Source organism: Mesorhizobium sp. YM1C-6-2 (assembly GCF_003666685.1).
Lineage (GTDB): Bacteria > Pseudomonadota > Alphaproteobacteria > Rhizobiales > Rhizobiaceae > Mesorhizobium_K.
In genome coordinates this window covers 721,833-735,190 of the sequence record NZ_RCIZ01000001.1, presented here as the reverse complement: position 1 = coordinate 735,190, position 13,358 = coordinate 721,833, and the positions used below count along the sequence as shown (strand labels likewise).

Sequence of the window (13,358 nt, the reverse complement as noted above, 5' to 3'; positions counted from 1 at the left end):
TCGTTGTCTCATTCCCCTCGCGTCCGGAATGAAAATCCAACCGGGCGGAATGGACCGAAAAGCCGTTCCTGAAGCCGCTGCATAAAAGCAATCGACAATTTCTACCAATTTAGTAGACTAGTGTCGTTACAGGAGGCCCCCAAACGGGATTCCAGATGAACGACATCGCTCTTACAGTGCCTGCCGAAGACATTTCCCGGCCGCCGCCCTTGGCGGACCCCGGCCAGCTTTTCGGGAACCTCCGTTCGGCCTGCATCTATCTCGCTTTCGCGTCGTCGGTCGGATTCACCCTGGCCGTGGTTTTCGGCATTCTGAACTGATCCCGCGCAACAAGGCGTCAATGACCCGGGCAAGGCTATCTCCCACGAGTGGGACCTGGCTTGCGCCCAACAGGAGGACGACGGGGCTTCCCCGACCCAATCGAAACAGTCCGCGAACTCTAGTGCGATGGAGGAGATTGCATGTCAGTCGAGTTCACCCACGTACCGTCCGGAAACAGTTATCCCTGGCAATACCTGTCGAGCGGCCGCGATGCGCGAGCCCTTCGCCCGGTGCTTGAAAGCGTGTTCGGCACGATCGTCATCGACGGTCCCGCCGGCATCCTCACCAACATGGACATAGCCGCCGAAGCGGCCCGTACGACCTCGATCCCCGGCATCGCGCTCACCCACTGGTCGGGCGTCATCGATCCGGTCGTCGCCTCCAGGCAGATTGCGGCACTCGACCGGCTCGCCGACGGCAGGTTGTCGCTGCGCTTCCTGTTCGGGCCGGACGGCCATGCCGGCGAAGAGGCCGAACAAATCGACCATGCCGAGGCGCTGAGACAGACCGACGAATATCTGGTCCTGCTCAAGCGGCTCTGGTCGAACGACCTGCCATTCGATCACGAGGGCCCGAACTACAGCGTCAGCGGCGGCTTCGTCGAACGGAAGGGACCGCAGGGCGCCGACATCCCGATCCGCATGGGCGGCGTCTCCGGCATAGCGCTCAATGTCGCCGGCCGGCATGCGACGGTGTTCGAACTCACGCCGGGCACGGTCGGGGAAATCCGCGACCTGATGCGGCGGGTGGAAACCGCCGCCGCCCGCTACGGCAGGACGGGCAAGATCCGCTTCGCGCTTCCAGTTCTGTTCACACCCGCCGGACAGGCCGGTCACCCGACCCCTTCCGGCGCGGTCGCCGTCAGCGGCCCGCCGGCGCGGGTCGCGCAGACGCTGCTCGGCTACGCCGCTCTCGGCATTTGCGAATTCATGGTGAGTGGGCTCGACGACGAGAGCGCGATATCGATGTTTTCGCGCGACGTCGCGTCGCTGTTCCAGCGGACCGTGCCGATCCTGGCGGCCAGACGCGACGCCGGCTATGCGTCCGCACGGGAACAGTCCGGAATAGGCGGATCGCGTGGACGGGTTTTCCCGCCAAGCCATTGATTTCCCACGATCGCAAGAAAATTCAGCGGCTGTTTATCCACGCCGCTCCCGGTTGAGCGATACTTCTGGCATCTCCTGCACGGGAACGCGGGTCGCGAACCGGGCGAGCGTGGCAGGGACGGTACCGGTTCGGTCGCGCGGAGGTGGCGCGGCTGGGTGATGAGCCCCGAGGACCGGGCCCTGACCGAGGTCGCGCGGTGAAACGAATCTGCGTCCCCTCCAGGTAGGGCAAGCATGCCGGCGGGGTGCGGGAAACCGGCCACGTATTACAATTTGAGAGGCTCGGCCCCGTGCCCCGCTTCCCACCTATTCAGACAATGGCCAGATGCGAAAGCAGGCGTGGCATCGATGAAACGCGCGGGTACCCCTTCCTTTGAGGGAAGGTGGGCGCTGCTCCCGCTTCATGAACACCGGCAACGTTGGTAAAGATCGAGACGAGGGCTACGGCATCCCCGGATGCCAATCGTCACCGCCAGGGAGATAACATGACAGGCAAGACCATCCGCATCGGTGTCGTCGGCTGCGGTTTTTATGCGCAGAATCATCTCAACGCCTGGCGCGATCTCGCCACGGACGGCGCGGTGCTCGCCGCCGTCTGCGACGTCGATCCCGACAAGGCCCGGGCCGCGGGTGAGACATTCGCCGCGCCCTGGTACACGGATGTCAGGAAGATGCTCGCCGCGGAAAAGCTCGATGCGGTCGACATCGTGACGAGGCAGGACACCCACCGCGAACTCGCCGAGACCGCGATCGCGCACCGCGTCGCCGCCATCGTGCAAAAACCCTTCGCCCCGACATGGGAGGACGCGACAGCAATCGTCGAGGCCGCGAAAAAGGCCGGCGTCTGGCTCGCCGTGCACGAGAACTTCCGTTACCAGGCGCCGCTGCGCGCGATCCGCAAGGTCATCGACAGCGGCGCGATCGGTGAGCCTAGCTGGGCGCGCATCGCCTTCCGCACCGGCTTCGACGTCTACCGTACGCAGCCCTATTTCTACGATGAGGAGCGCTTCGTCATCGCCGATGTCGGCGTCCACGTGCTCGACGTCGCGCGCTTCCTGCTCGGCGACGTGCAGCGCATCTCCTGCGAAACGCAGCGCCGCAATCCGAAGGTCAGGGCCGAGGACACCGCGACCATGCTGCTGCGCCACGAGAGCGGCGCGGTCAGCACCGTCGAGGTCACCTACGAGGCGCGCCGCGCCGACGACGCGTTTCCCGAGACGCTGATGGAGATCGAGGGGCCACGCGGCTCGATCGTCGTCACGGCAGGCTGCCGGATGAAGCTGACCAGCGACGGCGAGGCCACGGAGCACGACATCGGCGCACCGCTGCTCTCCTGGACCTCGCATCCCTGGCACGTCAGCCAGGAGGGCGCGATGGGCGCCTGCCGCCATTTCCTCGACTGCCTGCAGCGCGGGGTTCCGGCAGAGACGCGCGGCGAAGATAATCTCCGCACCTTTGCGCTTGTCGACGCCGCCTACCGCGCAGCCACCGAGCACCGGGCCGTCACCCCGGTTCGGTGGAGCTGATCGGCGCTTGTGTTGCAATTGCAGCGGAAAACACCCAATCTGCCTGCAATGGCGACTTTGATTAGTCGGCGAATAAAGGGAGGAACGAAACGCATGAAATCGATCCATCTTTACTCGGCCGCCGTTGCGGCGCTCCTTGCTTCCGGAACCATCTCCGCCAACGCCGAGAGCCTCACCCTCTACTGCTCCGCCGACGAGGCCTGGTGCCAGCAGATCAAGACCGGCTTCGAAGCCGAGACCGGCATCACCGTCGACATGACGCGCAAAAGCTCCGGCGAAACCTATGCGCAGGTGCGCGCCGAGGCTTCCAATCCAAAGGGCGACGTGTGGTGGGGCGGCACCGGCGACCCGCATCTGCAGGCGGCCGAGGAGGATCTGACGGAAGCCTACGAGTCCCCCATGCGCGCCGAGCTCCATGACTGGGCGATCAAGCAGGCGGAAGCCGCCGACAACAAGACGATCGGCGTCTATTCGGGCGCGCTCGGCTTCGGCTACAACAAGGATCTGCTCGCCAAGAACGGCCTGCCCGAACCCAAATGCTGGGCCGACCTGATCAAGCCCGAGTTCAAGGGGCAGGTGCAGATCGCCAACCCGAACTCGTCGGGCACCGCCTATACGATGCTCGCCACGATGGTGCAGCTGATGGGCGAGGACGAGGGCTTCGAATACATGAAGGCGCTGCACAAGAACATCAATCAGTACACCAAGTCCGGCTCCGCGCCGATCAAGGCGGCGGGGCTGGGCGAGACCACCGTAGGCATCGTCTTCATGCACGACGCGGTGGCTCAGACGGCGGCTGGCTTCCCGATCGTCACCGTGGCGCCCTGCGAAGGCACCGGCTACGAGATCGGTTCGATGTCGCTGATCAAGGGCGCACGCAATCCGGACCAGGCGAAGAAGTTCTACGACTGGGCGCTTACGGCCGACATGCAGAACAAGGCCAAGGACGTGAAGTCCTTCCAGCTCCCGTCCAACAAGAACGCCACGCCCTCGCCGCTGTCGCCGGACCTGTCGACGATCAAGCTGATCGACTACGACTTCAAGAAATACGGCTCCAGCGACGAGCGCAAGCGCCTGCTGCAGAAGTGGGACACCGAGGTGTCTAGCCTGCCGCAGTAGCCCGGCGGCCTTGCGCGCCAAACGCAGCGTTCCGCCCCTGCATCCGACCGTCGCCCTTTGGACGGCGGTCGGTCTGGCTGGCTACTGCCTGCTCCCCTGGTACGGGCTACGCGACAACTTCTTCACCTTCTCCTGGCTGCTCGACGGCTGGCCGCTGTCCGGCGACGTCGCGCCGGCCCTCTTCCTGGTGCTGCAAGGCGAGAAGCTCTGGCTGGCGCCGATGGGCCTTCTCCTGCTCGCGCCCTTGCTCCTGTGGAAGCGCAGGAAGCAGGAGCCGCTCTTCGGCGCTTTGCTGATCCTCGTCGGCGCGACCGGCTTCACCTGGTTCATGCTGCAGGGCTTCGGCATCGGCCTGCGCGGCTTCCAGTGGCAGTGGCTGACCGCGCTCTTCGGCGAACTCGACATCAGGCAGTTCGGCATGGGCTGGGGCGCGGTGCTCGTCGGCAGCGCCTTCCTGTTCCTGTTCACGCTCGGCCTTGCCGCGCGCGGCGCGGTCGGCGGCGACGAATTCGTCGTCGGCTCGATCGGCTTCGTCATCGCGGCGGTGGCGCTGTTCATCTTCATGCCAATCCTCCAGATGTTCGCCAGCGCGCTGGTCACGCAGGATGGCGACTACTCGCTCGCCGTCTTCCTGCAGAAGATGTTCAGCGATCGGCTCTGGGGCCTCGGCTGCCTGTCCGGGGGACCGCGCTGCGGCGTCGCGTGGAACTCGCTGTTCCTCGCCATACTGGTTGGCGTCGTGACCACCGCGCTCGGCCTCGTCTTCGCACTGATGGTGACGCGCACCGGCTTCCGGCACGGCACGCTGCTGCGTGCGCTCACCGTGCTGCCCATCATCACGCCACCCTTCGTCATCGGGCTCGCCATCATCCTGCTCTTCGGCCTCTCCGGCGTCGTCACCCAGGGCTTCGCCGAAATCTTCGACGTGCAGCCGACCCGCTGGGTGTACGGCCTGCCGGGCCTGCTGATCGCCCAGGTGCTCGCCTTCACGCCGATCGCCTTCCTCGTCATGATCGGCGTCGTCGAGGGCGTCAGCCCGTCAATGGAGGAAGCCGCGCAGACGTTGCGCGCCAACCGCTGGCAGACCTTCGTCACCGTGTCGCTGCCGCTGATGCGCCCGGGGCTGGCCAACGCCTTCCTGCTCGGCTTCATCGAATCGATGGCCGATTTCGGCAATCCGCTGGTGCTCGGCGGTAATTTCGACGTGCTGTCGACCGAGATCTTCTTCGCCATCGTCGGCGCGCAATACGACCAGGCGCAGGCGGCGATCCTTGCCATCGTGCTGCTCTTCTTCACGCTCGGCGCCTTCTACGCGCAACGCTTCTGGCTCGGCCGCAAGTCCTACACGACCGTCTCAGGCAAAGGAGACTCCGGCGTGCATCCGCAGCTTCCCGGCGGCCTGCGCTGGACCGTCTACGGGATCGCCGGCTTCTGGACGCTGTTCACGCTGTTCATCTACGTGACCATCTTCTACGGCAGCTTCGTCAAGCTGTGGGGCGTCGATTTCTCGCTCACCTTCGACCACTACGTGAAGAGCTTCGCCATCGGCTGGACGGAGTTCGGCCTGCATTGGCGGGGGGCCGCGTGGAGCTCGTTCTGGACGACGATGCAGATCGCGCTGATCTCGGCCCCGCTCACCGCGGCGATCGGCCTGCTCACCGCCTATCTGCTGGTGCGGCAGAACTTCGCCGGAAAGGACGCCTTCGAGTTCGGCACCATGCTCTCCTTCGCCATTCCCGGCACGGTGATCGGCGTCTCCTACGTCATCGCCTTCAACGTGCCGCCGATCGAGATCACCGGCACCGGCATCATCCTGGTGCTCTCCTTCATCTTCCGGAACATGCCGGTCGGCGTGCGCGCCGGCGTCGCCTCGATGTCGCAGATCGACCGCAGCCTCGACGAGAGCTCGCTGACGCTTGGCGCCAATTCCTGGCAGACCTTCCGCAAGGTGGTCCTGCCACTGCTCAGGCCCGCCATCCTGGCGGCGCTTGTCTATTCCTTCGTGCGCGCCATGACCGCGATCAGCGCCGTCATCTTCCTGGTCAGCGCGCAATACGACATGTCGACGAGCTACATCGTCGGCCGTGTCGAGAACAATGAATACGGCATCGCCATCGCCTACTCGGCAGTGCTCATCCTGGTCATGCTCGCGGTCATCGGCGTCATGCAGTTGCTGGTCGGCAGCCGCAACATCGGCCGGCGCGCCGACGAGGGCGACCTCTCGCAGTCGCGCACCAATGTCAGCCTGCCGAACCGCGTTCAGCCGGCATTCACGGGAGGCGGCTGATGGCCGAGATCAAGAGCAACGCCGCTTCGGTCGAGTTCAACGACGTCACCAAGATATACGGCAAGGCGAAGACGCCCGCCGTCGACGGCATCTCGCTGGCGATCGAGGCCGGCAAGCTGGTGACGCTGCTCGGCCCCTCCGGCTGCGGCAAGACGACGACGCTGAGGATGATCGCCGGGCTGGAGATGGCGACCGAGGGGCGTATCCTCATCGGCGGGGTCGACGTGACGAAGCTGCCGGCGACCGACCGCGACGTCTCGATGGTCTTCCAGTCCTATGCGCTGTTCCCGCATATGACCGTCGACGAGAACGTCCAGTACGGTCTGCGCTTCTCCGGCTTCGCCAAGAAGGAGGTCGCCGAGCGCGCCCGCGCCGGCCTCGAACTCGTCGGCCTGTCGGGCTACGGCGAGCGCCTGCCAAGCCAGCTCTCCGGCGGTCAGCAGCAGCGCGTCGCCGTGGCACGCGCGCTGGTGCTGGAACCGCAGGTGCTGCTCTTCGACGAGCCGCTGTCCAACCTCGACGCCAAGCTGCGCCGCCATGTGCGCGAGGAAATCCGCGAGATCCAGCAAAAGCTCGGCCTCACCGTCGTCTATGTCACGCACGACCAGGAGGAGGCGCTTGCCGTATCCGACCGCATCATCGTCATGAACAATGCGACGATCGCGCAGGACGGCACGCCGCGCGAACTCTACGATGCGCCCGCCAACGCTTTCGTCGCCGATTTCATCGGCGAGGCCAACATCTTTCACTGCGAGATAAGCGCCGTCGAGAACGGCATCGCGTCCGTCCGCCTCGGCGGCCTCACTCTATCCCTGCCGGCGCGCGGCTTCGGCCCCGGTCCGGCCAAGCTTGCCGCGCGGCCGAACCGCATCGTGCTCCATCCGAAGGACACGCCGGACACGCTGCCCGGCACGATCGAAAAGGCGACCTATGTCGGCAGTCACCTCGAATTCATCCTGTCGACGGAGCTGGGCGACGCATTCGTCATATCGCCGGACGTGGATGCGCCTTTCGAAGCAGGCCAGCCGGTCGGCTTAGGCTTTCCGGCGCGCGGGCCGGTGCTTATTTCGGCGTGAGCCCGAATGTCTCGGCGCAGAGCGCAAATATGTCGTCGAAAATCTCGGCCCCGCCAACGACCACGACCGTGCCCCGCTCAAGCACTGTCGCCGGATCGGGCGTGATGACGCGGCCGCCGGCCTCCTCGACAAGCAGTATGCCGGCGATGCAGTCCCAGGCATTCATGTGGTTCTCGATGTAGCCGAGCAGTCGGCCCGACGCGACATAGGCCAGCATCAGCGCGCCGGAGGCATTGCGGTAGAAGACTCCGCCCCGCGCCAGAAGATCCTTGATCAAAGCCGGTACGGCCGTCGTCTCGCGGCGGTTCGAGAAGCCGATGCCGAGCGAGCCGTCGCCGAGGCTGTTCGACATGGTCGTCTTGATCGGCCGGCCGTTGAGAAACGCGCCACCACCCTTCTCGCCATAGAAGGTCTCGCCGGTCGACGGCTCGTGGATGACGCCGGTAACGGTCACGCCATCCTTGGCGCAGGCGATCACCACGCACCAGGCGGGAATGCCGCGCACGAAATTCGCCGTGCCGTCGATCGGGTCGATCACCCAGTCATAGCCAGTCGAGCCCTTTGTCGGCGCATGCTCCTCGCCGATGACGCCGTCGTCAGGATAGGTCTTGGCGATCTCGCGCCGCACGAACAGCTCGACCTCGCGGTCGGCCTCGGAGACCAGATCCTGATGCCCCTTGTTCTCGATCGTCAGCGAATCGAGCTTCCGGAAGAACTCCATGCCGAGCTTTCCCGCGCGCTCGGCTAGCTCGCGGGCGAAGGTGAGGCGTTCGCTGTGGCTGGTCATCGGGTCCCACTGCCGGTCGAAGAGGTTTCGCCGCAGCGCGGACGCACTGCGCATCCCTTCATAGGCAAGTCGCCCTGCTTAGGAAAGGGCGGCCAAGTCATCCAGCCAACAGTCCTGGAAAAGGTATCAGGCAGCGCTTCTTTCGGCCGGACGCGTGGTTTTCGCGGCGAGGTACATCAGGCTGTAGCTTGCCATGTTGCGGTCCCAGCCGGCCTTCACCGCCAGATCGAGGACCGCCTCGAGATGCGGCCTCAGGGCCTCGCGGCATTCCGTTTCGTAGCTCGAATGCCTAATGGCATTCTTGGGTTTTTCGACGACTGGTTCTCTGATCAACATGGCATGCACTGCAACTGACTTGAGGGAAGCTCCAATCGTGTCTATCCCTATCTGACCTCGGGTCAAGCACGGTCGGCGATATCAACTGTGCCCTCCACACATTCTTGACCGAAACGCAGTCGCGACGGCCGGATACTTCGTTTCGTCTTCGGAACCATCGCCGATCTAACCGGTTCTCGACACATGTTCCCGCAAGCCATACTGACGGCGCGATGATCCGTACGCTGCTTCTTGCCGCCATGCTTCTTCTCCCTGTCTCGCCTCTTCTTGCAGACGATTCCGTGCTCGCCGAGGGCCGACAGCGATCGCAGGCCTTCTTCAATCGCGATTTCGAAAGCCTCTGGACCGCCATGACGCCGGAAATGCAATCCGGCTTCGGCACGATCGAGGCGCTGAAGAAATTCCGGGACGACCTCGAAACCGGTTTCGGCGCAGAAACAGGACCGCCCGAGGAAAAGACGCTGAGGCATGAGGGCTACGACATCTACATCCGCACCGCGCGCTGGGCGAAGTCGGGCGCGCCCGTCCTCATGCAGTGGACCTTCGATGAAGAGCGCCGCATTGCCGGCTTCTTCGTTCGGCAGGCGCCCCAGGCGGCCGAAAGCCGGTTCCTTGACTACCGGACGAAGGCGCGGCTCAGCCTGCCGTTCGAGGGCGAGTGGTTCGTGTTCTGGGGTGGCCGCACGATCGAGCAGAACTATCATGCCGCCGACAAGGCACAGCGCTTCGCCTACGACTTCCTTATCCGCCGCGACGGCGCCAGCCACACCGGCGACCCGTCAAAGCTCGAGAACTATTTTTGCTGGGACCGGCCTATCCTCGCTCCGGCCGAGGCCATCGTCGCCGCCGTAGCCGACGGCCAGCCGGATCAGGCGATCGGCCACACCGATGCGGAGAACGCCGCGGGCAATCATGTCGTGCTCGACCTCGGCAACGGCGAGTACGCCTTTCTGGCGCATCTCAGGCGCGGCAGCGTTGCCGTAAAGCCCGGCGAGCGGATCCAACAAGGAACCGAGCTTGGCCGTTGCGGCAACAGCGGCAACACCACCGAACCGCATCTCCACTTCCATCTGCAGACAACGCCCATACTTCATCAGGGCGAAGGCCTGCCTGCCTTCTTCGAAGGCTACGTCGGCGACGGAAGGCCCGTCGCACGCGGCGAGCCTCTGCAAGGGCAGGTCGTCGCACCCGCTCGGAACTGATGCTACGCCGGCTGGGGTCTCGCCATCCCCGACTTCCAGAGCAGCAGGAAAGCGATCGCCATGTTGAGCAGGTTCCAGGCGATGCCGTTGAGAAACGCGGCAGCATAGGAGCCGGTCAGGTCGTAGATCCAGCCCGACATCCAGCCGCCCAGCGCCATGCCGGCGATCGTCGCCAGGATGACAATGCCGATGCGCTGGCCGGCCTCGGCCGCCGGCATGTATTCGCGCACGATGATCGCGTAGCTGGGCACGATGCCCCCCTGCGACAGGCCGAACACCAGCGACACGACATAGAGCGATGCAAGCCCGTCGAAGGGGATGTAGAGGAACAGCGCCAAGCATTGCAGCGTCGAGCCTACCAGCAGCGTTCTCAAGCCGCCGATGCGATCGGCGAGGTAGCCGGAGGCCAGCCTGCTCACCACTCCCGCCGCCAGCATGATCGACAGCATCTCGCCGCCACGCGGCACGCCGTAGCCGAGGTCGACGCAGTAGGCGACGATGTGCACCTGCGGCATCGACATGGCGACGCAGCAACCGAGTCCCGCCACCACCAACAGAGCCTGCAGCGCGCCCGGCGACAGCGAGATAGACTGGGCCGGCCGCGCCAGGTTCGTTACATGCTCCTCCCCAGACGGCCTCTGTCGTCTCAGCATCAGCGCCAGCGGCACCATGGTGACCAGGCAGATCACGCCGCTCGCAAGATAGACGAAGCGCCAGCCCCCATGTGCCATCATGTAGGGCATGACCACCGGCCACAGCGTGCCGGCGATGTAGTTGCCGGCCGCGGCGATCGACACCGCGATGCCGCGATTGCGCGCAAACCAGTGCGATATGTCGGCCATCAGGGGGCCGAAGATCACCGACGACCCCACCCCGATCACCGCCTGCACCAGCGTGAACTGGACAATCGACGTCGCCGTCGCGGCCAGCGCAAATCCTGCCGCCAGCACCACTGAGGCGATCAGCGCCGGCAGCCAGTAACCGACGCGGTCGACCGCCCGCCCGACGAAAACATTGCCAAGCGCGAAGCCTATCATCGTCGCCGTATAGGGCAACGACGCCTCGGCACGGCCGGCGCCGAATTCGGCCTGCACGGCCGGCAGCACGACGATGACCGCCCACATGCCGACGCCGCCGATCGTGGCAAGCAGGGTGCCGATCGCCAGCCGCACCCAGGCGTAGGCGCCATCTATGTCGGCGTGCGTGCCGCGTCCCGTCAGCGGAAAGGTCAAGGTCATGGATTTCGGCCGCGTTTCTGCGGCGTCACTATCGGCTCATTTGCTGCATGCATGCTCGGCCCACCGCCGGCAATCGATGACTCCAGATGGCTAGCCATCCACCGTCGCGACAACCGACACGCAGTCTCCCGGCTTCACCAGGCCGGGAAAATGACGGGCCGCCAGCATGCCGGTGAGCTTCGCCCGTATTTCGTGGGGCGCGATGCCGGTGCGGCCGGTCGAATGGATGCGCGCGATCACCTGGCCCGCCTCCACCGGTGAGCCAAGATCGACCATCGTCTCGATCATGCCGTCCTCCTCGGCGAAGGAGAAGCAGTCGCTGGAGGGCATATCGAGCCAGCGGGTTTCCGACTTATCGATCGCGCCAGAAACGATGCCGGCGTGGCACAGGAGATTCATGGCGCCGCGCCTTGCGATCCGCACCGTCTCCGCACGCGAGGTGCCGCCGCCGCCAAGCTCGGTCGTCACAAACAGCTTTCCCATCTCCTCGGCCGCCGTGTCGTACATGCCGACTGCGTCGATCTCGATCATCTTCATCGACCAGGGAGCAGAGAACGCCTCCACCGCCGCGAAGGCTTTCCTCTCCAATGCCTTGTCGGGCAGCACATGCGCCGCCGCGAAAGGCACGAAGTCGAGGGTCCTGCCACCCGAATGGAAGTCGAGCACGATGTCGGCGCGAGGGAGCAACTCGCGTTGAAAAAAATCTGCGATCTTCTCGGTCACGGTTCCGTCCGGGCGGCCCGGAAAGATGCGGTTCATATTGCCCTTGTCGATCGGCGAGGTGCGGGTCCCAGCCCGGAACGCCGGGTAGTTCATCGCCGGCACGATGATCACGGTTCCCGATACGGCCTTGGGATCGAGCGTGCGCGCCAGTTCGTAGAGCGCCAGCGGCCCTTCATACTCGTCGCCGTGATTGCCCCCGGTGAAGAGCGCAGTCGGGCCGCTGCCGTTCCGGATCACCGCGAGCGGGATCATTACCGACCCCCAGGCGGAATCGTCGCGGCTGTAAGGCACCCTGAGGAAGCCATGCTGTACGCCGCCGCCCTCAAGATCGACGGTCGGCGTTATGGCTGAGGGTTTTGTCATTCGTCCGTCTCTCCGCGGCATTATGGCAGCAGGACAGCAGTTCGGACCTCGATCCTCCCCGCTGCCCTGCTGCCTCCCCCTGCCCTACTGTTTGACCACCAGCTTGCGCGGCACATTCGCCAGACACTCGACGCCGTTGTCGGTGATCAGGATGGACTCGGTGATCTCAAGCCCCATCGTTTCCAGCCACAGGCCAGTCATGAAATGGAAGGTCATGCCGGGCTTCAGTTCGGTGCGGTCGCCCGGACGCAGGCTCATCGTGCGCTCGCCCCAGTCCGGCGGGTAGGAAAGGCCGATCGAATATCCGGTGCGGTTGTCCTTGACGATGCCGTATTTCCTCAAGACTGCGAAGAAGGCATTGGCGATGTCTTCGCAGCGGTTGCCCGGCTTCGCCGCTTCCAGCCCCGCCTCCATGCCTTCCAGGGTCGCCTTCTCGGCATCGAGAAACTCCTGGGTCGGCTTGCCGAGGAACACCGTCCTCGATAGCGGGCAGTGGTAGCGGTTGTAGCAGCCGGCAATCTCGAAGAACGTCCCTTCGCCCGCCTTCATCGGCCGATCGTCCCAGGTCAGATGCGGGGCTGAGGCATCCGGCCCCGAAGGCAGCAGCGGCACGATGGCAGGATAGTCGCCGCCGATGCCATCGACGCCGCGCGTGCCGGCGTCGTAGATCTCGGCGACAAGATCGCATTTGCGCATGCCCACCTCGACCTTGTCGACGATGCGCCGGTGCATGGCCTCGACGATGCGTGCGGCCTTTCGCATATAGTCGATCTCGGTCGGGCTCTTCACCGCCCGCTGCCAGTTGACCAGCGCCGTGGCGTCGACGAACCGCGCGTTGGGCAGGTGCTTGTGCAGCGACGCGAAAGCGGCGGCGGAGAACCAGTAATTGTCCATCTCGACGCCGACGACGAACCTGTCCCAGCCGCGCGCGGCCAGGACCTCGGCCAGATAGTCCATCGGATGCCGTTCGGTGGACTGCACGTAGTTGTCGGCGTAGCCGACGATGCTGTCGCCACCGAGATAGGTGGTTCGCCTGGCCCCGTTCGCGTCCTGCGCGCGGCCATACCATACGGGCTCGCCGACCGGCGGCACGATGACCGCCTGATGCACGTAGAAAGACCAGCCGTCGTAGCCGGTCAGCCATGCCATGTTGGACGGATCGCTGACGATCAGGAGGTCGACGCCCTTCGCGTCCATCGCCTTCCTCGTCTTGGCCAGGCGGTCGGCATATTCAGCGCGTTGGAACTTCAGATTCGGCTGCATGCGAATTCCTT

At 64.9% G+C, this 13,358-nt stretch carries 12 protein-coding genes; 7 read left to right on the top strand and 5 right to left on the bottom strand.

The features are described 5' to 3' along the window. Positions 1-155 precede the first annotated feature (155 nt). The 6 genes from D8676_RS27205 to D8676_RS03570 all read left to right on the top strand — a co-directional run bounded on the left by D8676_RS27205 (position 156) and on the right by D8676_RS03570 (position 7,435). Positions 156-320 (top strand): hypothetical protein, encoded by a 165-nt coding sequence (locus tag D8676_RS27205; RefSeq protein ID WP_183096958.1) that lies wholly within the window; start codon positions 156-158, stop codon positions 318-320. 141 nt (positions 321-461) lie between these two features. Then, positions 462-1,427, top strand: coding sequence for an LLM class flavin-dependent oxidoreductase (locus tag D8676_RS03590; protein ID WP_121579440.1), 966 nt, complete (start codon positions 462-464; stop codon positions 1,425-1,427). Positions 1,428-1,912: 485 nt separating this feature from the next. Next, a complete protein-coding gene (locus D8676_RS03585) occupies positions 1,913-2,953 on the top strand; it encodes a Gfo/Idh/MocA family oxidoreductase (RefSeq protein WP_121579439.1) in 1,041 nt (346 codons plus the stop codon). 93 nt (positions 2,954-3,046) lie between these two features. Further along, the gene (locus D8676_RS03580) at positions 3,047-4,072 is read left to right on the top strand and encodes an ABC transporter substrate-binding protein (protein WP_121579438.1); all 1,026 of its coding nucleotides are present in this window, start codon (positions 3,047-3,049) and stop codon (positions 4,070-4,072) included. Between the two features lie 37 nt (positions 4,073-4,109). Then, complete coding sequence (locus tag D8676_RS03575; protein ID WP_183096987.1) at positions 4,110-6,359, top strand: iron ABC transporter permease; 2,250 nt, start codon at positions 4,110-4,112, stop codon at positions 6,357-6,359. Continuing rightward, complete coding sequence (locus D8676_RS03570) at positions 6,359-7,435, top strand: ABC transporter ATP-binding protein (protein WP_121579436.1); 1,077 nt, start codon at positions 6,359-6,361, stop codon at positions 7,433-7,435. Before D8676_RS03575 ends, D8676_RS03570 begins: the two co-directional genes overlap by 1 nt. On the opposite strand, the gene D8676_RS03565 is transcribed toward D8676_RS03570, so the two are convergent. Both D8676_RS03565 and D8676_RS03560 read right to left on the bottom strand, forming a co-directional pair. Continuing rightward, complete coding sequence (locus D8676_RS03565) at positions 7,422-8,222, bottom strand: inositol monophosphatase family protein (protein WP_121579735.1); 801 nt, start codon at positions 8,220-8,222, stop codon at positions 7,422-7,424. The two genes, D8676_RS03570 and D8676_RS03565, sit on opposite strands and share 14 nt — an antisense overlap. Positions 8,223-8,348: 126 nt before the next feature. Beyond that, positions 8,349-8,558: a hypothetical protein gene (locus D8676_RS03560; RefSeq protein ID WP_121579435.1), complete on the bottom strand. Its 210-nt coding sequence runs from the start codon at positions 8,556-8,558 to the stop codon at positions 8,349-8,351. A gap of 212 nt (positions 8,559-8,770) precedes the next feature. Here D8676_RS03560 and D8676_RS03555 point away from each other — a divergent pair, with 212 nt between their 5' ends. Further along, the gene (locus tag D8676_RS03555; RefSeq protein WP_121579434.1) at positions 8,771-9,760 is read left to right on the top strand and encodes a M23 family metallopeptidase; all 990 of its coding nucleotides are present in this window, start codon (positions 8,771-8,773) and stop codon (positions 9,758-9,760) included. Positions 9,761-9,762: 2 nt separating this feature from the next. On the opposite strand, the gene D8676_RS03550 is transcribed toward D8676_RS03555, so the two are convergent. The 3 genes from D8676_RS03550 to doeA all read right to left on the bottom strand — a co-directional run bounded on the left by D8676_RS03550 (position 9,763) and on the right by doeA (position 13,347). Then, positions 9,763-10,998 (bottom strand): MFS transporter, encoded by a 1,236-nt coding sequence (locus D8676_RS03550; RefSeq protein WP_121579433.1) that lies wholly within the window; start codon positions 10,996-10,998, stop codon positions 9,763-9,765. A gap of 90 nt (positions 10,999-11,088) precedes the next feature. Continuing rightward, positions 11,089-12,084, bottom strand: coding sequence for a N(2)-acetyl-L-2,4-diaminobutanoate deacetylase DoeB (gene doeB / locus D8676_RS03545; protein WP_121579432.1), 996 nt, complete (start codon positions 12,082-12,084; stop codon positions 11,089-11,091). Positions 12,085-12,168: 84 nt separating this feature from the next. Next, a complete protein-coding gene (doeA, locus tag D8676_RS03540; protein WP_121579431.1) occupies positions 12,169-13,347 on the bottom strand; it encodes an ectoine hydrolase DoeA in 1,179 nt (392 codons plus the stop codon). Positions 13,348-13,358: the final 11 nt, after the last annotated feature.